Genomic DNA, 24197 nt, shown 5'->3' on the forward strand with positions numbered 1-24197 from the left:
TTTACATTGAAAGACAAGATGATGATTTTTAATGGAAATACGTTGAGATGATGGTTAAGAAAAACGCGCAGTGGTGATGCTGCGCGCTGACTTATTTTTTATGACGCCACGTTTGGCTTAGAAGCCCAAACGTAAAGCAGCTCTAGAGCAATTGTCGCACCAGCCAAAGCAGTTAGCTCACTTTGATCGTACGGAGGAGAAACTTCAACAACATCCATTCCCACCAAATTAATACCGGCCAATGCACGAATGATTTTCAGCACTTTATCGGAATTCAATCCACCACATACTGGCGTACCCGTTCCAGGAGCAAAAGCGGGATCTAAGCAGTCAATATCAAACGTTAGGTATACGGGTTTATCACCAATAGTTTGACGAATATTAGCGACGATCTCTTCCACTGACATATCATTCGCTTGCATCGCATTGATGACATTAAAACCGTGCCCTTCCTGTTTGTATTCGGTACGAATACCCACTTGCACAGAATGCTTGGCTGAGATTAACCCTTCCTTCGGCGCATGATAGAACATAGTGCCGTGATCATAAGCGCTGCCATTGGCATAGGTGTCTGTATGAGCATCAAAGTGAATCAATGCCATTTCGCCATAATATTTGGCATAAGCGCGCAATATAGGCAGCGTGATAAAGTGGTCACCACCTAAAGCAAGCATGGTTTTGCCACTTTTTAGAATTTCGCTAGTCGCCGCTTCTAAGCGATAAGTGAAATCTTCAGCGTCACCACAATCAAACACCAAATCACCCGCGTCGATCACTTTGGTATCTTGGAACAAGTTAAAGTTCCAAGGAAACTTTTTACCTTCCCATGCAAGGTTCACTGAAGCGCGACGAATCGCATCTGGACCCATTCTCGCCCCCGGGCGACCTGATGTAGCCATATCCAAAGGTACGCCCAGTACCACGACATCGGCATCTGCACTTACTGGGTCTTTAACATAAGGACGACGTACAAACGTCATCGCATTGGAATACAGGGAATAATCAGTTTTAGTAAACAAATCATTCATTTAGAAATCCTCTAGATAGGTATAACCGCTCAAGCCTTGCTCAAGCTCTTGCAATACATTTTCTTGTTCTTCAACCGCCACACGCTGGCTAACTAATTCGCGGTAGTTTTTACGGATGGCATCCACATCAATATGAACATAGCGCATCATATCTTCAACCGTGTCTCCTTCGTTGATCGATACGATTTCGGTTTCTCCATTCTCTGCCATGTTCACCACCACGCTGTGTGTGTCGCCAAATAGGTTATGCATATCGCCTAAGATCTCTTGATAGGCTCCTACAAGGAAGAATCCCATCAAATACGGTTCATCAGCATTCCATGCTGGCACTGGCAGCGTTGTTTCAATACCTTGCCCCTCGACGTATTGCTCGATGGCACCATCAGAATCACAGGTGATATCCAGCATCACGGCGCGGCGATCTTCCACTTTTTCAAGGCCAGACAATGGCAACACAGGGAAAACTTGGTCGATTCCCCACGCATCTGGCAATGATTGAAACAGTGAAAAGTTAACAAAAAACTTATCCGCCAAACGCTCATTCAGTTCATCCAAAATAGGACGATGGAAACGGTTTTTGGTACTCATTTGCAGTGTCAATTCGTGATAAATGCGCAGCGATAGCTGTTCAGCCCAAGCACGGTGCTGAAGGTTAATAACGCCAGTCGAAAACTGGTTGTGCGCTTCCGACAGATCGCTTTGCGTATCGTTGTAAATTTCAATCAGTGCACGCGCATCAGAGCCTTCACTTAAGCTTTGCCAGTTACGCCACATGTTTTGTAGCAATACCGGAGCTTCTTCACCGACTTCTGGAATCTCTTCTGGGTAATACGCTTCTGTACCAATAACATTAGTGATAAGTACGGCGTGGTGCGCGGTAATCGAGCGGCCTGATTCAGAAATAATGACTGGCCTTGGCTGACTATATAACTGGCACACATCGCTTACCGTGCTTACGATATTGCGTGCATATTCAGCTAAACCATAGTTCATCGAGTTGGATGATTGACTGCGTGTACCGTCGTAGTCCACCGCCAAACCGCCACCCACATCGAAGAAGTCAATCTCCGCACCAATATCACGCAGCTCGCAGTAAAAACGCGCCGCTTCGTTCACGCCATTACGCACATCACGAATATTCGCCATTTGCGAACCTAAGTGGAAATGCACCAGTTGCAATGCTTCTAATTGCTGCTCTTTTTTAAGGCGTTCGATAACGGTCAACACTTGAGAGGCAGAGAGCCCAAACTTCGATTTTTCACCACCACTCGCCTGCCATTTCCCCGCGCCTTGAGAAGCTAAACGAATACGGAGCCCTAAACGTGGTTTCACGCCTAGGCTTTTCGCTTCTTTCAGCACGAGATCCAGCTCAGACAATTTTTCCAAAACGATGAATACTTTATGGCCAAGCTTTTCACCAATCAGGGCCAGACGAATGTACTCTCTGTCTTTGTAGCCGTTACATACAATCACTGAACTTGCTTGTTGGGCTAAAGCCAATACCGCCAATAATTCTGGCTTACTGCCCGCTTCCAATCCAAGCTGTTTAGTCTCTAGCTGCGCTTGGCTGGCTAAAATCTCATCTACCACCTCTTTTTGTTGGTTCACTTTGATTGGGTAGACCAACAGGTAGTTGTTTGGATATTGGTATTCTTCAATCGCCTGATTAAAGGCGTCACAGATGTTATGTACGCGTTGATGCAGGATCTGCGGAAAACGTACAAGCACAGGCAAATTTAAATCACGCGCTTCAAGCTGCTTTACGATCGAACTCAAGGGGGTTTGGTGCGCCTTATCATGGCGCGGCGAAACATAAACTTCGCCTTGATTGTCAATACCGAAGAAGCCTTGGCTCCAATAATGAACATTGTAGTCAGCGCGAACGCGATCTAATTTGGATGGTTGTTCCACATCTAATCTCACAAAAACAGAGAGTAAAAAGTGAATCAGAAAGTCTGATATCACGACTTGACGCCTGTAACGTCAGGCGCATTAACGGTTAAAAGCGTATGTGTGTCTAATGATAATAATTTGTCGTTAAGATTACGTTTGATTATCACAAGTTCGTTATAAAAAGTGGATGAAATTTAATACAAAATCAAACGTTGCCACTGATCAGCTCGTCAAACTTCTTATTGCCGTGTAGCCCTTCTAAATCAGCTTCTTCTGCAATTAAATCTCGCAATGAAGCGCTAATTTCCGTGGCTCTTTGTAAATCCTCAACCGCTTGTTCTTCAGCTCCGATACGCGCATACGCACATGCTCGTTGGTACAAGGCTGGTGCATTAGCATCATCTAACTCTAGCACGCGATTACATAGGCTCAGTGCCCAGTAGTATTCTCGAATTTCCATCGCAGCATCTGCTTTGTATGTCAACGCTTCCAAATCTCCGGGACGGATTTTTAAAATTTCGTCATACACTTCAATACGCTGTTCTGGTGTTTGGACACTTTGCGCTCTCAACCATAAGTTATGGATTTCATTAATAATTTCAATTTCACGGTTGTTTTCAGTAATGATGCGTGTTTTGCGCTTAAGATCTCGCTCCAAGGCGAGGAATTTTTTCTCATATTCCTGCGCAATTTGATTTAGCCGTTTATCGGCCAGCTCACGCGTGTTGTGCTTCACTTCTTTAAGTGACTGCCAACCAATTAATGCAACTAATGAGGCAACACCAGCGATGACATAGAAAAAATAGGTCACCGTCACATTCGAGTAATTCAGTGACTTGTCTGCAACGGACAGTTCTCTGTCGGTAATTTGAATCGTGAGTCGCCGTTCAAGATCTTGTTGATCTTGTCTTAACGCTTTCAGCTCATCCAATATGTAGCGCTCAACCAAAGGACGATCCAGTATTGGCGATTCAGAATAAGGCTCTTCCTGTGCCAGGGTTGGGAAAGACGTTAGCACTATCAGGAACAAGAATAGCTGCAATAATTGCCGCACAATCGGTTGTTCATTTATTTTTCTCACTCTCTACCTCTTTCATCAGACACGTTGTCGATTTATTCGTCGCCATTTTCAGTTCTTCACACCAATAAAGCCAAGCCTCTCAGGCTTACCATTTTCACACAACAATTTCAGCTCAAACTATTTTTCATTTCTTGCGTTTTATTTTATACACAAAAAATCAATAACTTAATGACAAAAAGACCAATAAATATTCAGTTAAAACTTGAAATCCGTCAAACTAATGTTTAGTGTACTATACATATTTACGGCTAAACATTAAATAGCCATGAAGAACAAAGGATGTAAATCATGTCACCCGTGTTAGAAGTTAAGAACCTCTACAAGGTATTTGGAGAGACTCCACAACAGGCTTTCCCGCTGTTAGAAAAAGGGTTGGATAAGGACCAAATTTTCGAGCAAACCGGGCTCACTGTTGGGGTCAAGGATGTGTCTCTTTCAATCAATGAAGGGGAGATTTTTGTCATTATGGGTTTGTCCGGTTCGGGCAAGTCCACTTTAGTTCGATTGTTGAACCGCCTGATTGAGCCAACCCAAGGAAGTGTTTTACTGAAGGGTAAGGATATTGCTCATATTTCAGAGCAAGAGCTGCGCGATGTAAGACGTAAAAATATCTCAATGGTATTTCAGAACTTCGCACTCATGCCACATATGACCGTTCTTGAAAACGCTGCCTTTGGATTAGAACTATCAGGAGTGGTGGCTCATGAACGTAATAAAAGTGCAAAAGAAGCGCTCGCTCGGGTTGGCTTAGACGCCTACTGTGAGTCATTCCCTGATGAGTTATCGGGTGGGATGAAACAACGCGTTGGTTTGGCCCGTGCACTCGCCAACGACCCTGACATTTTGTTAATGGACGAAGCATTTTCCGCACTCGACCCGTTAATCCGCACCGAAATGCAAGATGAACTAATCCGCCTGCAAAATGATGATAAGCGAACCATCGTTTTTATTTCTCATGACCTTGATGAAGCAATGAGAATTGGTGACCGTATCGCCATCATGCAAGATGGCATCGTCGTACAAACGGGCACGCCCGATGAAATATTGCATCATCCTGCTAACGATTACGTCAGTTCATTCTTTCGTGGCGTTAATGTTGCCAGTGTTTTTTCAGCTAAAGACATTGCCCGTAAAAAACCCGCGGCCGTTTTTAAAAAACACGACAATGATGGCCCGGCTGCAGCAATGCAGTTACTGATGGATCATGACCGAGACTACGGAATTGTAGTTGACCGTACGAATAAATACTCTGGCATTGTGTCGCTCGACTCTCTGAAACAAGCTCTCAAGCAACAAACATCACTTAGCGCGGCACTACTGCCTGACATTGTGACGGTTGATCCGGAGCTGTCTGTTAGTGAATTAATCAGCCAAGTGGCTGAAGTCCCCTACGCCGTGCCTGTTGTCGATCAGCAGGGAAATTATTACGGCGTGATCACCAAATCACGCTTATTGCAGACTTTGGATAGGGAATAATTATGACAACGGAAACCAACATTCAATCCACAGAGGCGCTTGACCCATGGGCGTCTGCCGCGCAAACGCCTGTCAGCAGCGATCCTTGGTCAGCGACCACTGCGTCTCCAACTACAGCAGGTGATTGGTTAAATGGCGCAACCGACGCTCCCGCGCCTTTCGATTGGCTACACCCATTTCAAGATGCAATTATCCCCTTTGATCACTGGGTTGAAACCGGGCTGGGTTGGTTAGTGGAACACGGTAGGCCATTATTTCAAGCTGTCAGAGTACCTGTTGATTTTATTTTAAGTTCATTTGAAACCACGTTAGTTTCAACGCCAGCGCCTGTGATGTTGTTGATTTTATTTCTGATCACATGGCAACTTGCTGGACCTAAAATGGGTATCGCTTCATTAGCCTCGCTGATTACGATTGGATTAATCGGAGCGTGGTCACAAGCAATGGTCACCCTCGCCTTGGTCATGACCTCGGTATTCTTTTGCCTATTGATTGGCTTGCCACTTGGGATTTGGCTGGCCAGAAATCAAACGGCTGCAAAATTCATCCGCCCCGTTTTGGATGCGATGCAAACCACGCCCGCATTCGTGTATTTAGTCCCGATCGTGATGCTGTTCGGAATTGGCAACGTACCTGGCGTGGTGGTAACCATTATTTTCGCCCTGCCACCGATTGTTCGTTTAACCATCTTAGGTATTCAACAAGTTCCCGAAGAGCTTATCGAAGCAGGCCATGCATTCGGCGCAAGCCCAAAACAGATGCTCTACCGTATTCAGTTACCACTAGCCATGCCGACCATTATGGCCGGTGTCAACCAAACACTGATGCTATCGCTGTCGATGGTTGTAATTGCCTCCATGATTGCTGTCGGTGGCTTGGGGCAAATGGTTTTGCGTGGTATTGGCCGACTTGATATGGGACTCGCTGCCGTGGGGGGACTTGGCATTGTCATTCTCGCCATCTTACTTGATCGCCTAACTCAGCATATCGGTACAGAAAATCGCGATCAAAAAGTACGCTGGTATCAAACCGGCCCTATCTCACCCTTTTATTTACTGAAGCAAAAACTGACTCATCAGAGTGCCAACAATCTAGGAGAACAGAAATGAATTACGCATGGAAGACGTTAATCTCAACCAGTTTAATCGCATCGGCGGCATTACCAATCAGCGCTTGGGCTGATAAACTTCCTGGCAAAGGTATTAGTGTACAACCCGTACAATCGACAGTGGCTGAAGAAACATTTCAAACTCTCATCGTGAACAAAGCGATGGAAGCGCTGGGGTACGATGTCAAACCGACCAAGGAAGTCGACTACAACGTGGCTTATACTTCGATTGCCGAAGGCGATGCAACCTATCTCGCCGTTGGGTGGTTTCCTTTACACGCCGACAAATACTCGATGGCGGGCGGCGACGCTAAGTTCTATCGAAAAGGTCAATATATATCAGGAGCAGCGCAAGGCTACTTGATTGATAAAAAAACGGCAGATAAGTACGGTATTACTAATATTGCTCAGTTAAAAGACCCTAAAATCGCCAAGCTATTTGATGCAAATGGCGATGGTAAAGCAGATTTAACTGGCTGCACACCCGGTTGGGGTTGTGAGATGGTGATTGAGGAGCACTTAACCGCCTACGGTTTACGACCGACCGTTACTCACAACCAAGGTAACTATGCCGCTATCATTGCCGATACAATTTCACGCTACAAAAAAGGCGACCCTATCCTTTATTACACTTGGACACCTTATTGGGTGAGTGGGGTGTTGGTCCCTGGTAAAGATGTCACTTGGCTTGAAGTCCCTTTCTCTGCCCTACCTGGTGAGCGCAAAAATATCGATACAACCCTACCCAATGGAAAGAACTTCGGCTTTGAGATGAACAGTATGCTGATTGTCGCCAATAAAAAATTCACTCTAGAAAACCCAGCCGCAGCAAAACTTTTTGAAATCATGAAGTTGAATATTAATGATATCAGTGCGCAAAACATGATCATGAGTAAAGGTAAAAACTCTGCCAAAGATATTGAAGCTCATGCCAATGGTTGGATAAAAGCTCACCAATCTGAATTCGATTCGTGGATAAAAACCGCCAAAGAAGCAGCGAAGTAAGAGTATAGAGCCACCCATATCAAAAGGGTGGCTCTGCTTATTTTCAAGGAGGAAAGTATTGGATATTCATGAAGAAGTACTGGTCGCTATACGCCAAATTATTCGTGCGACAGATCTCCATTCCAAAAAAATAAACAAAGATTTTGGCCTCACTAGCCCCCAACTATTGTTAATGCGTGCGATCCAAAACTCGGCCGATATGACCATAAAGCAACTCTCCGATCATACGAATATGAGCCAAGCTACAGCGACCAGCATTTTGGATCGCTTAGAAAAGCGCGCACTGATCATTCGAGAGCGAGATCAACAAGATAAACGTAAAGTTCATGCGTTGTTGACCCCAACAGGAGATGAATTATTACTCAAAGCACCCACACTGCTAAAAGATAGCTTTATTGAACAATTTCAGGCGTTAAACGCATGGGAACAAACTCTCATTCTCTCCACTTTACAGCGGTTATCGATGATGATGAAAACACCAGAAATAGAAGCATCGACGCTATTGTCTAGTCTAGAACCCGATGATCCTCTCTAGTTTTTATTCGACCGACTAAAGCAAATTGGTTACTTTTTTCTCAACCCAATTCCAATTATCAACCTCAGCCAGATTAGAGGTTGTAATTGACTGAATTTCGGTTATTTTGAACCAAATCTCCTTTTTCTGATTCGTCATGGAATACTTAGACTTATTTCAAAAAAATTATCAATGGATCATCACGATCATGGCGTTGCTTATTTATCCTAAAACAGCCAGCTACACCGTGCGATGGTTTGAGAATATGGTCATAGGCAAAGTCGATATTCATCGGCTTAAACGAGCACGTTGGCTGGTGAAGACCTTACTTTTCTTGGTGTTAGTGTTGACTCTGCTAATGATGTGGGGCGTGGAACTGCGTGGGTTATTGGTTGTTGGCTCATCACTTTTTGCGTTGCTTGGCGTCGGTTTGTTTGCAGGTTGGTCTTTGCTGAGCAACGTCACCTCATTTCTGGTTTTATTTGTACAAAACCACTGTCGCATCGGTTTATGGGTACGAGTGGTGGATGGCGCAAATTTTGTTGAAGGTAAAATCGTCGACATGAACCTACTCAATGTCGTACTAGAGAATGTTGATGGCAATACAGTGCTCTATCCAAACAACCTCTTTATTGTTCGTCCTGTGATTGTATTAAACAAAACTCCAGAAAAAGCCGTGAAAAAAATCGAGAAGAAACAACTTCCTATCGGAGTAAAACGTTGAACGAATATCAAGACCTTTCACTGCATATTGAAACGATTTCAAAAGCCGATGAGCAGCAACAAATCGACTTACTCGGCGAGTACGTGGAAAGTGGGCTTGATGAAAGCTCGATCGCAATCATCTTAGAAGCTTTTCCTGTCGAGCAGCGGGTACGTCTGTGGCGTAGCCTACCCTTAGAGCTACACATTGATGTACTGACAGAGATGCGTGCTGAAGTACGTTTTTCTATCATCAATGCACTGTCAGAAATAGAACTAAAACTGACTCTCGCCAAACTCGATAACTTATCTCTACTCGAATGGGCCGATTCTCTGCCTGATGAAATCATCAGTGAAGCGCTGCGCTTAATTAGTCGCGACGAGCTTGAATTGTATGATCAAGCCAATGCCTATGAAGATACTGAAGTTGGCCACTGGGCAAACCGTAAAGTGTATACCTTGCCTTTCAGCATCAGTGTCGACAAAGCCAAGATACTATTGGAGAAATATCATTATGACTCTCCACAACATATCTATTTGATCAACAAAGCAAAAAAATTCCAAGGTATCGTGAGTTATACAGAAATTTTGCTTGCTGAAAGCAAAACTTTACTGAAAAACATCAAGCAAGATGATCTCTTTACGCTGAATGCTCACCAGTCACTTTCTGAAGCAGTAGAAGCGTTAGAACATTCCCAATTGCCGACTGTCGCCATCATTGATAACCATGAAATCTTAGTGGGTGAAATTGACTGGCAATTTGCCCTGAGTACACAACGAGAGATTTACGAATCGCGCTTAATGGCAGGTACAGGTATGGATGAAGGAGATGACTTATTTGCACCCATCATTAAAAGTTCCAAAAAACGAGGCCTTTGGCTCGGGATCAACCTGCTGACCGCCATCCTCGCTTCGGTCACTATAGGTATGTTTGAAACGGTCATCTCGCAAGTTGTCGCGTTAGCGGTGTTGATGCCAATTGTTGCCTCGATGGGCGGTATTGCGGGAAGTCAAACCTTAACCTTGATGGTACGTGCCATGGCATTGAACCAAATTACACCGGGTAACCGTTTTGCGTTGCTCAAAAATGAAATTGGTATTGGTTCCATTAACGGTTTGTTATGGGCGTTGATCATTGGTGCCTTGGCAGGGCTCTGGTTCCAGTCAGCGATGATTGGCGCCACCATTTCACTGGCCATTGTTGTAAATATCATTACCGCCGCGCTGTTTGGGGTACTCATCCCGATCACGCTTGATAAGTTTAAGCTTGACCCAGCATTAGCGGGCTCTGTCATCTTAACCACAGTAACGGATGTTGTCGGCTTCTTTGCCTTCTTGGGCACAGCAAGTTTAGTGATGTTGTAGCTTTCCAAACCGCTTGAAACCTAAGCGAGCTAAACCACTTAAAAAACAGCCGCTCAGAAAATAAATCCCCAATCACGTAGATTACTATGTGATTGGGGGGAACGATCCTTCAATCTGAACCGCTAAGCCGCTTTTTTGGTAGATAGCGGTTTCGCAATCAACACATCATGTAAAACACAAATGGCGCGATTGTAATCGTTGTCTTCTACTACGAATTGTACATTGACATTACGCATCGACGAGTGAGCGGCAATAGGGCTAATTTTTGCGTTAACTAATGCTTGCATGCCTTGCGTTAATGCGTTGTTGGTGTTCATTGATGCACCGATTGCGGAAATGAGGGCGACCATTTTTCCTGATACGGATGCATTCGGGTAGCGCTTCTCTATTTTGTACAACACGTGGTTTAAGTTATCGCTGCTGCCACTGAGGTAATACGTCATCGAGTTTGCATTCATCTCTTTACCAACGAGATGTACCTTAGCTTCGGCGATCACTTCCATCAATTCATAACTGGCATTATCAATTTTCCCGACCATGCTTTGGTCAAAAATATGCAAGGCGAACACTTTGTCCTTGCCCGCAATAATCTCTACCTTGTTGTTCTGAGGCTTATGGACATTGGAAATGAGAGTACCTTTATGCTCTGGTTCGAACGTATTTTTGATTTTGAGCTCAATCCCCTGCTGACGCAGCCCAGCCGCCGCATTCGGATGAATCGCTTCCATACCTAAATTAGCCAGTTGGTCTGCTACGTCAAAGTTCGTCAATCCCATCGGACTAACCTTATCGGCACCTACAATTCTCGGGTCTGCGGAACTTAAGTGATACTCTTTATGGATGATCGCTTGCGTTGCGTTGGTTAATGCAGCAATGCGGCTAAAGGTCATTTCACTATAGCCACGATCATAGGTTTTCATTAATCCTTCATTACAGTAGGCGTAGCCAGTCACGATTGGCAATTGCGTTGCTACATCAATGTCTTCGAAGGCAGCCAAAATCACCTCATCTAAGCTTCCTGCTTGCCCATTATTCCACCCGGAGAGATCAATGAAGCATGCATTAATCCCAAGAGTTTTTAGCTTCAAACTGGTGTTATAGGCACTATGAGCCTCGCCTATTGAAGATAAAAATTCTCGCACCTGAGGCAAATACTGACGCAATGAAAACTGCCCGTATTGACACGTTTCTAGAATATTATTAATGCAGTTGACTGCTTCTGAGATCCGCGAACGAATAAATTTATCCGCGCGAATACGACTCATCGGATCGGCGAACAAATGCTCATTAATTAGCAACATGCGCTGTTCAAGTTGGTACATGGCTTCTTGCCATTGCGTATCATGTTTCGCGATCATCTGGTAAATACCGGGCTTGCCAGTGCGTTTGCATTCCAGTAGGGCATCGGTAATGGTTGCATACGCTGATACCACAAACACTCGATCATAAGGGTGATGAGGCCTTAGTAAAATATTGTCGAGCACAGCATCAAAAGCGCTCATTGATGTTCCACCGATTTTTTCTACGGTGTAAGACATGGGATCTCCTTTTCTTTTAAATTGAATGCAGTGAATCGTCGCGAGTGATTACTCAATGATTGGGTAAACACCTTTTTCATCATGCGTTTCAGTTCCTGTCAGTGGCGGGTTAAAAACACATGCCATAACCATATCTGCACCAGAATAAGCTCTTAAATAGTGTTCATCATGTTGATCAAGGATGTACAAAGTGCCGGGCTTTATCGGGTAAGTTTCCCCTCCTATCACTTCGATTTCCCCTTCACCTGACATGCAATACACGGATTCCAAATGGTTTTGATAGTGAATATGGGTCTCGCCGCCTTTAAAAATGGTCGTAACATGGAATGAAAAACCCATATTGTCATCTTTCAGCAGCATACGAACGCTTTCCCAAGTTTGAGCAACAACCCGGCGCTCACTTTGGCGACACTCTTCTAATGTTCTAACAATCATTTTTTATTCCTAAGATGCTTTTTTTATTAACTGAGAGGCTAGCTCTTCTACCGCTTGTGCAAAAATATCTAAACCTTGGTCGAGTTCGGTTTCCGTGATAGTGAGTGGACAGAAAAACTTAATCACTTCGTCATTTGGGCCTGCGGTTTCAATCACCATCCCTAGTTGAAAACAACGACGAGCAATTTTATGGGCGATCTCACCACTGCTACATTCAATGCCTTGCATTAGTCCACGCCCTTTGTGGCGGTTAAACAGTGTGGGGAAACGACGCAGTGTGGTTTGAATGACATGCGTCACTTGCTTGGCTCGATGTGCGATATGAGTGGTAAAATCATCATTTGACCAATAGGTTTCCAGCGCTTTTGTAGCGGTTACAAAGGCGTGATTATTACCGCGAAAGGTTCCGTTGTGCTCTCCCGGTTTCCACACATCTAACTCAGGTTTCAGCAGCACAATTGCCATAGGTAACCCATAACCACTGAGTGATTTCGATAGCGTCACTATATCCGGTTTTATTGCTGATGGCTCAAAACTGAAAAAGGTTCCCGTACGTCCACAACCAGCTTGAATATCGTCAACGATAAGCAGAATATCGTTTTTCTTACAGAGACGACTTAAGCGTTGCAACCACTCGTTGGACGCGCAATTTAAGCCGCCCTCGCCTTGGACAACCTCCAATAATACCGCAGCCGGTTTGTCTAAACCCGATGAGTTATCATTCAGCATATTTTCAAATAGCGACAGGCCATCAATATTGGCATAGCCATCATAAGGGAGCCGCGTCACGCCACCTAAGCTAAGCCCAGCGCCGCCTCGATGATGTTGATTTCCTGTTGCGGCAAGTGCGCCATAAGAGCAACCATGAAAGCCGTTAGTGAAAGCCACAATATTACTTCTACCCGTAGCTTTTCTGGCCAGCTTCATTGCCGCCTCTACAGCATTAGTCCCAGTTGGACCAGTAAACTGCACTTTGTAGTCGAGGTTTCTTGGTTCAAGAATGAGACTTTCAAATACCGCGAGGAACTCAGCCTTGGCAGAGGAGTGCATATCCAAGCCGTGAGTAATGCCGTCTTTATCAATGTACTCCAATAGCGCCTGCTTAAAGAGGGCGTTATTGTGACCATAATTTAACGAACCAGCTCCAGCCAAAAAATCTAAGTAGCGATCACCAGAATCGGTAAATAGCCAGCTCCCTTTTGCCGTAGAGAAAACCACGGGAAAGTGATTGGCATAAGATTGCACGTTTGATTCTTTCTTTTTAAAAATGTCCATAACGATGATAGTTATCCTGTTAAGTTAGAACGAGGTTTGAGCGGAATGCGGTACAAATACTCGGTATCATGCTCTCCTTCAAAGTGACGAGTTTGATCGAGAAAGGTCGATACCTCTCCTTGCTCGCCATGTGCTCGATCAAACTTCTTAAAGAGGCTCCATGAACCTTGATTGTTTTTCGTGATAGTCGTTTCCAATACACGAACATCAGCCATAACGTCACGAGCGAGCAATTCATGTAACAAATGTGAGGCAAGTCCTAGCCCACGAGCATTTGGATGCACGGCCACTTGCCAAATAAACAATTCATCAGAATTGTCAGGCTTTAAATAGGCCGAAATAAACCCCACGGTTTCGCCATTTCTTTCCGCTAAGATGCAGGTCTCTTGAAAGTGAATCGCTTGTAGGAAGTTACAGTATGAGGAGTTTTCATCTAAGGGAGGGCATAGCCCAATCAAATCATGTACACGCTGCCCGTCGGCTTGATTAGGGGTACGAAACGTCCATTGTTCTGTCTTTGTTTGCATAATTTCCGGGTATGCAACCCAAGGTGCTGCTGTAATCATTGTCTGCCACATGAATAGTTAGAGCTCTAATTAAAAACCTCTATATAAACTAACAGTACAAATGAAAAATTCAACCCAAAAATTCAAAAAAACAACAACAATATATATAACTCACTGATTTAAAATAAATAAATAAGATTGAACATTTAACCAAAAAACAACCAATTAGTTAGATGTGTAATTAAATAAAAGTGAGATAGCAGAGTGAATGTGATTGAACCTAGCGGCATTAGCAATCTGAGTCGTTTTTGCAGTTTGCATTTGCAGCCTGCAAAAATTTTCTTGGGGAAGTTTGAAAAAACAAGGAAACAATAGCAACTAAGCGCTATAAAACTTGGCACGTATGCTGCAATAACTATATCGACCCTTCTTAAGCCGAGGGTCACCTAGCCAACTGACGTTGTTAGTGAATACTCTTTGTTCACAATTTACATAGGCCAATCGCGAATATTGCGGTTGGTTTTTTTGTTTTCTGAGGGAGTGTGTTTACTGAGGGAAAACGTTAGAAGGGAACTTCAATTTGCATCATGACAACGCTGTCGAAATCTTCATGCCAACGATAGTCAAAACGCATGCGCGGCTCACCCGCTTTTTTCTCGCCAAAACCGATACTCAGCTGTAAGCCGTGACTCATTAACCACTCTTCGGTTGACATATCACTTTGCTCGTCAAGCAATTCAGAGGGTATCCAGACTCCAAAGCCAATGTAGCTTGTGGCCAGTTTCTGAGTAAACAGGGGATCCGAATCGGCTTTTAAAAACCAATCGGCCCAGTAAGAAGAGTCGGCTGGAGATTCTTCAAATAAACCTAGAGCCAGCAGTTGTTTCGATGCGTAGCCCATACTATCTAATATAGAAAAGCAGACGCCCGATGCTGGTAACATTGTTGGGCTACTATCTGCACCTAGTGTTAATTCTAACTCTGGCGTTAATAATGAACCGGAATAGAGATCGCAAGCTTCCGTCAGCGACGAAAACATGATTAACGCACAAACAGCCACATTTAACTTCATGAATGCAAACAGCTCCGACCACGAAAAGGGCGTGGATTGTCTAGTAAAGTTTTCTTTGCTGCAAGATTTTCCTAACAGAGATAGTCGTTAAATCGGCAATATCTAAATTTTCAGCTAACCGCTGACGAATATCAGTACTACGAATCGCGACTTTTTCAGGACAGGCCATGACTGACCAGCGTTGCAAGATATCTTGAGCTTTATAGAATTTCGCAAAATTGAACAGATTATCCGGGCCCATTACAAAAGTAATGTCAGCATCAGGTGATTGTTTTTGCAGTAATGACAAAACAGCGTGAGTTGTGACGCTCTGCCCGGGCTGTTGCAGTTCCTCTTCGACTATTGAGCGTTGTATCTTATCTGACTGCAAATCACGAATAAAAGCATCAATAAGTTCACAACGGATCTCATAACTGAGCATCTGCTTACCCCAAGCGTGTGAAATGCTCGGTACCAACAGAATTAAATCGAAATGGCTTAGCGATTCAATCACACTTTTATGTCCTAAGCTCGGAGGGTTAAAAGCACTCCCAAAGACGGCAATTTTGGTCATAGCAATCCTATTCAAGTCTGAAAACCATTTTCTCGGTTTTCTAATCTGATGATTTCGGTATGATACACCAAAGATTTATATTGCTTGCAGGAAAAGGAACCCTAATGGAACAAATGATCCGTGATGAGATGCGTGTTCTCTCATCCATTGACCCTGTTTATGAAATTGAACGGCGCGTTGAGTTTATTAAACGCAAATTGGTTGAATCTGGTTGTAAGTCTTTAGTGCTTGGCATCAGTGGTGGCGTCGACTCAACAACGTGCGGCCGTCTAGCCCAGCTCGCCGTGGCACAACTCAACCAAGAATACGCGGTTAACGACTATCAGTTTATCGCCGTTCGTTTGCCCTATGGCGAACAAAAAGATGAGGATGAAGCGCAGCTTGCTCTCTCCTTCATTCAACCTACACACTCAATTTCGGTCAATATTAAAGCAGGTGTAGATGGCCTGCACTCAGCCTCTCTTGATGCGCTACAAGGCACAAGCTTAACTCCAACTGACAGTGCCAAAATTGATTTCGTGAAAGGAAATGTAAAGGCGCGCGCTCGCATGGTCGCGCAGTACGAAATTGCAGGTTTTGTTGGTGCGTTAGTACTCGGCACGGATCATTCCGCAGAAAACATCACCGGTTTTTATACTAAATTTGGTGATGGCGCGTGTGATTTAGCACCACTGTTTGGTTTGAGTAAACGTCAAGTGCGCGCGGTAGCGGCTCAATTAGGCGCACCACAACAATTGGTTCAAAAAACACCCACCGCGGATTTAGAAGAGCTCGCACCACAAAAAGCAGATGAAGATGCGTTAAACTTAAGTTATGACCAAATCGATGATTTTTTAGAAGGGAAGCCTGTTTTACAGCACGTGATTGACCGTCTTGTCGCGATTTACACAGCAACTCAGCATAAACGTCAACCGATCCCAACGTTGTACGACTGATCGACACAATCTCTCTATAAAAAGCACTAAAGCCAACTTCTCAGTTGGCTTTAGTGTTAAAGTCGACAATACAAGCTTGCACAAAGTGCCAAATTATTGACTCATTTTAATCAGTGATTTACCAATCAGCCACTCAAGCTCCCTTGCGCTCTCTTTGCCAAACTGTACAGCCACCGTTTTGTATAACCGATCAACACCGTTTGCTGCAAATTCATCCGCATTTTCAGTCGTCACAACATGATGAAATAATAAACGCAAAATAGCCAAAAATTGTGCATTTTCCAGCGCATTTATCCAGCTATCTGAAAAGCTTGAAAGGTCATTTTCAAAATCTAAATGCTCAACAAACAGCTTAAAAATCCGCCCATCTAAAGCGGCCGTAAAATCGGTTTTCTTTGGAAAATGGTGGCTAATCCCCGTTCGTGAAACCCCTGTTTGCTGACTCAACGTGGTATACGACATTTTGTCGTAACCCAGTCTCAATAACTGATCGACAACAGCATCCATTATTCTCTGAATGGTGATTTCAGTATCTTCTTTACTACGCTTTGGCATGGTCCAGACTCTTCTCTTTTTTATTAATCCATCTAACTCAATTGCGATGATAGTGCCGTTTCGCGAATCACCCCTCGTGGTATGGCATTTTCTGTCTAAAAAACCATCCCTTAAAACAGTAAATTCAAACCAGAATTATCTTGTTAAAAGCGTTATCTACTGGCTTGTTACTGTCACTCCTTTAGCTATCACTAATGAAACTTAAATTTCCAGTTTATTAGTCATCACCACTAATGGATGAAGCGCAATTTATAATATTAATAATTGTTTCAACCGAATAATCGTACAATCGTCAACAATTCGCAACGAACTGAACACTGTTCTGACAAATTTATGACACAAAAACTAGTGATTATTTGAGCAGTATCACACTCATTAATTCATAACGATGGCTAAAAACTTTCGAACAACCAAAATAAGACGCGATTTACCCCAAACCTGATTGGCTTTTTGTGGCTGATAAACGATTTGCCCGTTAGAATGTCCATACATTTACTAAGAGGATTCACAATGAGTATCGAAAAAGACGTTGATATCCAAGTCTGCGAAGCATGTGGCTGCGCTGGCGAAATTGGCTTTATTATCAAAGAAGGTGATGAAGTTGCCGAAGTGATGGTCATGGCACCCAACAAAGCTCAGCTAGAAGCTGAATTTGAGAAGTACCTCGCTCTTGCCAAACAAGTTTCAGATAATGTTGAGTTTGAAGTTTCACCGTTAGACGATAACTCTACTGAATTGCATGCACGTTTCAAATTTGAAGTCAGTGCCGAAAAACTTATTTTTGAACTGAAGTCGCGCTCTTTGGCTCGTTAATCTAATTGCTCTTAGCGGGCCTAATCATGGCTCGCTTTTTTATCGCCCAAGCACTTTGCTTTCTCATCCTAGGCAATGCATTATTGAAGCTTAACCGTAATCTGCCGATACTCTAGGTATCGTGTCTTCATCTGCAGGCTTTATGAATAAGTTTTCGCTTTTACTAACATTATGCAACCTTCTCTATGCCTCTTGTGCATGGTCACAGCCGCTCGATCAATATCAAATCCTTAACCACCTTGATAATTATGGCAATCTCTATTTGCGTAATAAACCCTACACAACATTGCCCGAAAATCTCACGCTTAAAGGCAACCTAAATATTGCTAAGACATCGATAAAATCCCTGCCTAAGGGCTTGAATGTGCAGGGTAGTTTAGAAGCATCTAATAGCTTGCTAGAGAATATTCCAAAAGGTACCACCATTCGTGGTTATGCGAACTTACTGGGTAGTAAAATCAAATCGTGGCCAATGAGAATCAAGGTCGGTGGTTACCTGAATTTCACGGATACACCGCTTGAAACGCTGCCTGCGAATCTCTTAGTCAAGGGGGATTTGAGCGTAATTCGAACGCCATTAACCCAATTGCCCGAAGGTTTGGTTGTGGAAGGGAGTTTGTTTATTGGCGGTTCCAAAATCACCGAATTTCCTGACACGATGACCGTCAATGGCAATATTTATTTGGGAGGTAATGTCATCAGTAAATGGCCAAGCAAACTGACCCTTGGCGGCGCGGTCGCAAGATAGGCTAGAAAAAGAGAAGAGAAGAAGCCGTGAGCCCCTCTCTTCATCGTTTAATGATTATTGCTGATTCTTTACTGGGTTGGCGTAGCTATCGAGTAAATAGCGCTGTGCCCCTTCAGGGATCTGAGTCAGCTTGCTTTCTAAGTGAGCGCGGATATCTGGCGTGATATCACTACTTTCTATCCCAGCCGCTAACTTATTGATCGGGAATAATTTGTAGTTTGCGTGAATTTGGCGATCGATCTCTTGCGCCAATGCTTCTGGCGTTTCAAATGCTTGAGTAATCACTTCACCAAAGCCAACATGCACTCGGCCTTTCTCACCGACAATACCTTGGACAATGCTTTCAATATCTTCAAATTCCCCTTTTTCATAACGCCCATGCGTCGCTTTTTCATATAACTCACACGCTTTGGCCATATCACACGGATCGTTTTCATATGAAATCGCGACCGGGACAATTTTGAGCGATTGAATATACTGAGCAAACTCTATTTTCTGCTTGCGCCCTTCCACATGGAACATTTTCAAAATGGCCGGATCGGTAAAATCGTTACCATCTTTTGCTCGTCCCTCTTTTTGCGCTATCCAGATAGAATTTCCAGTTTCAAGTGAGTGTTTAATGTAAGCAGATAAGGTACTGAGCGCTTTCATCATCTCGCGCGGGCCTTTAGCCGAGCGTTTCACAATAAAGCTCTTATTAAGACGCATCAGCTCTGTAGCACAAGGCTTTTTCAATAAGTTATCACCAATCGCAATACGTACAGTTTTATGCCCAGACATATACAGACCATAATTGACCAATGCTGGGTCCATCGCGATATCACGGTGGTTCGAAATAAATAAATAAGCCGTCTGTTTATCCAATTTATCGAGACCACTGAAGGTGACACCTTGTGTCGTTGATTCTAGTGTTTTTGTGAGGTATTTTTTCACTTCAAGTTGGATTGCTTCCACGGACGTGAGTTTGGCCCATTTAAACTTTAAGTATGCTTTTACAAAAGGGCTCAGTATCGATTTTAGCCAAGCAGATCGTTTATCAAAACGATGTTGCAAAATAGCTGAGATAAATTCTTCATCATTGATTAAACGGTCAATAGCCGCTGGAATCTCATCGTCGTTGTAAGGACGGATATCTACATAAGGATCAGTTGTGGTGGTCATATATTCATACATCAAATAAAAAGCTGGCTCATTCTACGCATAGTTGACGTAGCTCGCAGCTACAGTCGTAACAGATTCACTAAGGTCAGACCAGAATAAGGTGATTTTAGTTCGCATATTTGGCATTTTCTGTGAGACAAGGTACTCTTAGCGCACCAAAATCAGTGAGAAGTACCATGAACTACGCGATTCAATTTGAAGCCTTACTGTCTGCTAACTTAGTTGTCACCCCTCGCAAGAAAGTCATCAAACACAGTTTGATTCGAGTAATGAGCGGATTAGTACTGTGTAAACTTGGCAAACATGAATATTCAGTTGAAGCAAAGCAGAGTTTTTGGATCCCTTTTGACTGTTTATGCTCGCTGACTATTTTTCCTAATACGCAGTGGCAGCGTGTCGATTTTTCAGTACGTTTAACCGCCGCTTTTTCCCATCAAGCGGGTTACGTCACCTTATCTGAACTGAGCCAAGCTGCTTGCGATCACCTGAGTCAATGTCAACCTAACGATGAAATCTATTCGCACCTTCTTCATGTACTAAAAAGCGAAGCCACGCATTTTAAGCCCAAGTTATCGTTAAACAACTTCAGCGAAAAATTGTCAGCCTGGCAACCACATCAAGTAAGTGAGCTGCCAATTGAATGTCAAATCGCACTGCGTGTTCGTGAGGCACAAAAACGCAAGCTGTCTGGCATCAAACTGAGCCAAATCGTCGATGAGCTTTTCCAAGGAAATGAACAAGAGTGCCAACAACTTGCGCTTTTAGTTCTCGGGCGAAATTTGTAATTTTTCGCTTAAAAATGGATTGTTTACTGGCTGAATGATCAATCCCTAACTATACATTTATTAATAATATTAATATTTATTGATGGAAGGGATTGCCATGAAATTCAGCCATAAGATCGTCGCGGCGTCATCTTTGCTGCTGTTGGTCACCGTTACTCTGCTGACGATACAACAATACTTCACCGTCCAAAAAGAAGTGAAGTCACAAGTTGAAGCGAGTGTAACTGAAATAGTGGATGGGGTTAGCAATACAGCTGGTGCAGAGATCAATAGCCGCAAGGCCATTGCCGCTTACGCCACCAGCATGTTGGAAGTCGACATTAACCGAGAAAGTATGTCTAAGGTCATCACAAGGCCGATTGTCAAACAAACTTTTTTACTGGCTGGGGTCGGTTTTGAGAGTGATGGCTCTTACATCAGTAATGATCCTACTTGGAACCCAGGCGCATCATGGAATCCACGCGTGCGCCCTTGGTATATTGATGCAAAAAATGCCGACAAACTGATTATTACTGCACCTTACGCCGACTCTGCCACTAATGAAATATTGGTGTCTATTGCTACCCCAGTTAAAGATAATGGCAAATTTATCGGCGCCATTTTCTACGATGTTAGCCTTGCTGGGTTAGCAGAATTGGTCAACACCGTAAAATTATTTGATGCAGGCTATGTGTTTATTGTTTCATCCGATGGCACAACCATAGCCCACCCTCGAGCAGAGATGAACGGCAAGCCAATGAAAGAATACTTAGGCAATGCCGTTATCGTCGAAGAGCCTAAACAAGTGCTGATCGATAGCAAACACTACACACTCGATTTTTCAAAAGTCCCTGGAGAGGACTGGTACGTCGGTGTCGTTTTGGATGAAGAGATCGCCTATGCGTCTTTAGCAACACTGCGCAACAGTTCGATCATCTATACGTTAATCGCTTTAGTCTTCAGTATTGCGATACTGCTTGTGCTTATCCGTCTGTTGATGAAACCGCTTGATGCACTCAATAATGCAATACAGAACGTTGCCTCTGGTAGTGGTGACTTAACCCAACGCTTAGCCACCGACACGGATAAAGAATTCTCGGTATTAGCGGTCGGTTTCAATACCTTTACTGAAGCCTTACAACAACAAATTACCCAGTCTAAAGCCATCGGTTCAGAAATTTTACGCGGTTCGGAAATGACCTCTATGGGGTTGCAAGAATCGGCCGAAGCGATGCGTGATCAACTGCATGAACTTGAGCAATTAGCCACGGCCATGCATGAGATGGCCACCACTTCTGGCGATGTCGCCAACAACGCGCAAGGCGCGGCATCGGCGGCAAAAGATGCTGATGATGCGACTGAATTTGGTACCAATGTTGTGACCCAAACCACGCAAGCGATCGATAATCTTTCGACGCGTATTGATGAAGCAGTAACAGAGGTAAGTGCACTAGAAAATGCAACGGCAAACATCGAAACCATTTTGAAAGTGATCAACGACATTGCCGACCAAACCAACTTGCTGGCACTAAACGCAGCGATAGAGGCGGCTCGGGCTGGAGAGTCAGGCCGAGGCTTTGCGGTCGTTGCAGACGAAGTGCGTACGCTGGCGCAAAGAACGCAGCAATCCACGACGGAGATCCGTAATATGATTGAGAAGTTGCAGTCGAGCGCTACTTCTGTTGCCAATGCGATGAATCAGAGTAAAACAACGGCAGCTGAGGCGGTCAATCGTGCCGAAGAAGCGAATAATGCTCTGCTGAAAATCCGCGATGCTATTCAGCAAATTAGTGATATGAATATCCAAATAGCTTCGGCAGCCGAAGAACAAAGCTTGGTAGCAGAAGAGATCAACAACAACACGGTTAAGATCAAAGATCTTTCCGTTCAAGTTGCAGACGCCGCTGACAATGCCAACATCGCCATGCAAGCTCAAACCGAAAATATCAGAGAGCAAGATGCTATATTGAATAAATTTATCGTTTAATCCTCTACCGCAGCAACTGGGTAGACCAGTAAAGGCGCCGATTACGCGCCTTTACTTTTCTAACGACTCACCGTTTTATTCACCATCAGACATTTGATAGCCGACAAAGCATCGCGCTAGAACGAGCGGCGATATCCATGACAATCTTTTGGTTATTGGGTTGATACTGCTGCTTCGTAAACAATTCTACCATTGGATTTGCCCAATCAATTTCAACGCGCTGACTGCGTTGAGATTTGTTCAAAACCACTATCCCTTCCTTACCGCGGCTGAACACTAACAAGTCATCACTCGCTTCTAGCGTTTTCATTGGCAACGCATGCATTTTATTATGAAAAGCAATACACGCCGCCATTTGTGGCGAACACCATGCCTCTTGCCAGCGCGGAAGACCAGCATGGTTCAAAATGCCACTGGTGTTCAAATCAGTGTAAATTAATGGCACTCCCCCATCGCGACCAAGAATGTAGCTGTAGGCGATATTTTCTAAGGCTTCATCCATGACGAGGTCGGCAAACACAGCGTTGTTGGGGATATCATGCGTAATGGTGAACGTAATCGCTCGGTTGTTGGAAAGCGCCTGACCAAAACAATAAGGGTCAATCAGCCATTTCAGGCTACCTTTTGTTTGTAACGCATCGTATACCGTTTGAAATAGTGGGAAATCATAAGCACCCAACTTGGTTTCTTGCAGATAAGGCTCGAGAAAAAGTTGGTACTCTTCTTTGGTTGCACCGCCATCAGTAATGATCTCGCCAAAAATATGCATGCCTTGCGTAATGTCATCGGCCCATACTTTCTTCAAATGCTCAATAGACATATGCTTAGCAGCATCAATTCGAAATCCTTTGACTCCTAACGCTTTCAATGCCCTTAAATAAGCCTGTTGTTGCACAACCACATGTTCATTATCACGCAACGTGGGTAGGCCCGGATCATGCGCCCCTCCAGTAATGCGGCCATTTTGCACTTGCCAACGATCCTTCCAATCTTTTATACCAAACGCTTCCACAAAGTCATCTTTATCAAAGAGTGGCTGGGTCAGATCACCAAAGAGGCGCAGCGCTTGGTACTCATCGCTTTTATTCTGGTAGGAAGCTAAGTCTTGTGCGCTCGGGTATTGTAAATCCAAACGTAATTTGGATTCGTTGGCCATATGGTTGAACACCACATCGGCATAAATTCGCAAGCCTAATGCGGTTAAGGTTTCAACCATTTGTTTAAAATCATGGGTATTGCCCAGTTGATTATCAATGATGCGATAATCTTGCGGCTGGTAACGTTGCCACCATTTTGTACCTTGAGCGGTTTTGAACGATTTCATCGGCGGTGAAATCAACACCGTTTTATAACCCAGTTGGAAAATTTGCTCTGCACGCTCAGCGACTAAACGATACGGCCAATCAAAAGCATGCAAAATCACATCGGTTGGTTGAACATTTGTCATACGTCAATGTCCCTGTTCATCATGGTTAACTCACAAGTTGAAAGAGGCGAAACCTCACAATACGTCACTTGTTTCTCAAAGCGCAGTTTAATTCTCTGCATTTAACGTTTTTAGAGTATAGAGAGCGTTTCAGCAATTCCATCAGCCTTATTGCAATATTGTTTGTATGAGAGAAAAGGCGTAGAGCGATAAAAAAGCGCCTAGCTTTCCAAAGGGCTACACAACAAGTCACAGTT

The 24197-nt window shown here is 43.9% G+C and carries 23 protein-coding genes; 11 read left to right on the forward strand and 12 right to left on the reverse strand.

Translation table 11 applies throughout. The features are described 5' to 3' along the window. Positions 1 to 98 precede the first annotated feature (98 nt). From speB to NB504_RS18040, 3 genes are all read right to left on the reverse strand, one after another. Positions 99 to 1028 carry an agmatinase gene (gene speB, locus NB504_RS18030; protein ID WP_013867969.1) on the reverse strand — a complete coding sequence of 310 codons (930 nt, stop codon included), beginning with the start codon at positions 1026 to 1028 and terminating at the stop codon, positions 99 to 101. Beyond that, positions 1029 to 2939 (reverse strand): arginine decarboxylase, encoded by a 1911-nt coding sequence (gene speA, locus NB504_RS18035; RefSeq protein ID WP_026027469.1) that lies wholly within the window; start codon positions 2937 to 2939, stop codon positions 1029 to 1031. It abuts the gene before it with no gap. A 187-nt stretch (positions 2940 to 3126) separates the two neighbouring features. Next, positions 3127 to 3951 carry a tetratricopeptide repeat protein gene (locus NB504_RS18040; protein ID WP_405054823.1) on the reverse strand — a complete coding sequence of 275 codons (825 nt, stop codon included), beginning with the start codon at positions 3949 to 3951 and terminating at the stop codon, positions 3127 to 3129. A gap of 339 nt (positions 3952 to 4290) precedes the next feature. Here NB504_RS18040 and proV point away from each other — a divergent pair, with 339 nt between their 5' ends. The 6 genes from proV (at position 4291) to NB504_RS18070 (ending at position 10172) form a co-directional block, all read left to right on the forward strand. Then, entirely contained in the window at positions 4291 to 5478 is a 1188-nt protein-coding gene (gene proV, locus NB504_RS18045; protein ID WP_013867972.1) for a glycine betaine/L-proline ABC transporter ATP-binding protein ProV, read from the forward strand. A gap of 2 nt (positions 5479 to 5480) precedes the next feature. Beyond that, complete coding sequence (gene proW / locus NB504_RS18050; RefSeq protein WP_105976986.1) at positions 5481 to 6587, forward strand: glycine betaine/L-proline ABC transporter permease ProW; 1107 nt, start codon at positions 5481 to 5483, stop codon at positions 6585 to 6587. Continuing rightward, a complete protein-coding gene (gene proX / locus NB504_RS18055) occupies positions 6584 to 7591 on the forward strand; it encodes a glycine betaine/L-proline ABC transporter substrate-binding protein ProX (RefSeq protein ID WP_258429553.1) in 1008 nt (335 codons plus the stop codon). Before proW ends, proX begins: the two co-directional genes overlap by 4 nt. Before the next feature lie 4 nt (positions 7592 to 7595). Continuing rightward, complete coding sequence (locus NB504_RS18060; protein ID WP_013867975.1) at positions 7596 to 8126, forward strand: MarR family winged helix-turn-helix transcriptional regulator; 531 nt, start codon at positions 7596 to 7598, stop codon at positions 8124 to 8126. Between the two features lie 136 nt (positions 8127 to 8262). Continuing rightward, complete coding sequence (locus NB504_RS18065; RefSeq protein ID WP_013867977.1) at positions 8263 to 8829, forward strand: mechanosensitive ion channel domain-containing protein; 567 nt, start codon at positions 8263 to 8265, stop codon at positions 8827 to 8829. Then, a complete protein-coding gene (locus NB504_RS18070) occupies positions 8826 to 10172 on the forward strand; it encodes a magnesium transporter (protein ID WP_017046070.1) in 1347 nt (448 codons plus the stop codon). The genes NB504_RS18065 and NB504_RS18070 overlap by 4 nt, the downstream gene beginning before the upstream one ends. Before the next feature lie 122 nt (positions 10173 to 10294). Here NB504_RS18070 and NB504_RS18075 read toward each other — a convergent pair whose 3' ends face one another. The 6 genes from NB504_RS18075 to NB504_RS18100 all read right to left on the reverse strand — a co-directional run bounded on the left by NB504_RS18075 (position 10295) and on the right by NB504_RS18100 (position 15551). Continuing rightward, positions 10295 to 11710, reverse strand: a complete 1416-nt coding sequence (locus NB504_RS18075) for an aspartate kinase (protein ID WP_258429554.1) — start codon at positions 11708 to 11710, stop codon at positions 10295 to 10297. Between the two features lie 48 nt (positions 11711 to 11758). Beyond that, on the reverse strand, positions 11759 to 12145 hold the full coding sequence (locus tag NB504_RS18080) for an ectoine synthase (RefSeq protein WP_013867980.1): 387 nt from the start codon (positions 12143 to 12145) through the stop codon (positions 11759 to 11761). Between the two features lie 9 nt (positions 12146 to 12154). After that, on the reverse strand, positions 12155 to 13420 hold the full coding sequence (gene ectB, locus NB504_RS18085; RefSeq protein ID WP_047689962.1) for a diaminobutyrate--2-oxoglutarate transaminase: 1266 nt from the start codon (positions 13418 to 13420) through the stop codon (positions 12155 to 12157). Between the two features lie 11 nt (positions 13421 to 13431). Then, positions 13432 to 13998 (reverse strand): diaminobutyrate acetyltransferase, encoded by a 567-nt coding sequence (gene ectA, locus NB504_RS18090; protein WP_017046068.1) that lies wholly within the window; start codon positions 13996 to 13998, stop codon positions 13432 to 13434. 490 nt (positions 13999 to 14488) lie between these two features. Next, positions 14489 to 14998 (reverse strand): hypothetical protein, encoded by a 510-nt coding sequence (locus NB504_RS18095; protein ID WP_017046067.1) that lies wholly within the window; start codon positions 14996 to 14998, stop codon positions 14489 to 14491. 40 nt (positions 14999 to 15038) lie between these two features. Continuing rightward, a complete protein-coding gene (locus NB504_RS18100) occupies positions 15039 to 15551 on the reverse strand; it encodes a nicotinate-nicotinamide nucleotide adenylyltransferase (protein ID WP_010318565.1) in 513 nt (170 codons plus the stop codon). A 104-nt stretch (positions 15552 to 15655) separates the two neighbouring features. Between NB504_RS18100 and nadE the strand changes: the two genes are divergently transcribed. Further along, positions 15656 to 16486, forward strand: coding sequence for an ammonia-dependent NAD(+) synthetase (gene nadE / locus NB504_RS18105; protein ID WP_258429557.1), 831 nt, complete (start codon positions 15656 to 15658; stop codon positions 16484 to 16486). 93 nt (positions 16487 to 16579) lie between these two features. On the opposite strand, the gene NB504_RS18110 is transcribed toward nadE, so the two are convergent. Continuing rightward, a complete protein-coding gene (locus tag NB504_RS18110; protein ID WP_170899270.1) occupies positions 16580 to 17041 on the reverse strand; it encodes a TetR/AcrR family transcriptional regulator in 462 nt (153 codons plus the stop codon). A gap of 510 nt (positions 17042 to 17551) precedes the next feature. Here NB504_RS18110 and NB504_RS18115 point away from each other — a divergent pair. Then, positions 17552 to 17854 carry a YfcZ/YiiS family protein gene (locus NB504_RS18115; RefSeq protein ID WP_010318562.1) on the forward strand — a complete coding sequence of 101 codons (303 nt, stop codon included), beginning with the start codon at positions 17552 to 17554 and terminating at the stop codon, positions 17852 to 17854. A 121-nt stretch (positions 17855 to 17975) separates the two neighbouring features. Beyond that, positions 17976 to 18602, forward strand: coding sequence for a hypothetical protein (locus NB504_RS18120; RefSeq protein WP_013867989.1), 627 nt, complete (start codon positions 17976 to 17978; stop codon positions 18600 to 18602). Positions 18603 to 18656: 54 nt separating this feature from the next. On the opposite strand, the gene NB504_RS18125 is transcribed toward NB504_RS18120, so the two are convergent. Continuing rightward, positions 18657 to 19763 (reverse strand): 1-acyl-sn-glycerol-3-phosphate acyltransferase, encoded by a 1107-nt coding sequence (locus NB504_RS18125; protein WP_026028217.1) that lies wholly within the window; start codon positions 19761 to 19763, stop codon positions 18657 to 18659. A gap of 176 nt (positions 19764 to 19939) precedes the next feature. Here NB504_RS18125 and NB504_RS18130 point away from each other — a divergent pair, with 176 nt between their 5' ends. Both NB504_RS18130 and NB504_RS18135 read left to right on the forward strand, forming a co-directional pair. Continuing rightward, on the forward strand, positions 19940 to 20548 hold the full coding sequence (locus NB504_RS18130) for a hypothetical protein (RefSeq protein WP_258429558.1): 609 nt from the start codon (positions 19940 to 19942) through the stop codon (positions 20546 to 20548). A 97-nt stretch (positions 20549 to 20645) separates the two neighbouring features. Beyond that, positions 20646 to 22514, forward strand: coding sequence for a methyl-accepting chemotaxis protein (locus tag NB504_RS18135; RefSeq protein WP_096037146.1), 1869 nt, complete (start codon positions 20646 to 20648; stop codon positions 22512 to 22514). Positions 22515 to 22599: 85 nt separating this feature from the next. Here NB504_RS18135 and NB504_RS18140 read toward each other — a convergent pair whose 3' ends face one another. After that, entirely contained in the window at positions 22600 to 23961 is a 1362-nt protein-coding gene (locus NB504_RS18140) for an alpha-amylase family protein (RefSeq protein WP_258429559.1), read from the reverse strand. Positions 23962 to 24197 lie beyond the last annotated feature (236 nt).

It is taken from the genome of Vibrio sp. RM-69-4 (genome assembly GCF_024743775.1).
Taxonomy (GTDB): Bacteria; Pseudomonadota; Gammaproteobacteria; order Enterobacterales; family Vibrionaceae; genus Vibrio; species Vibrio anguillarum.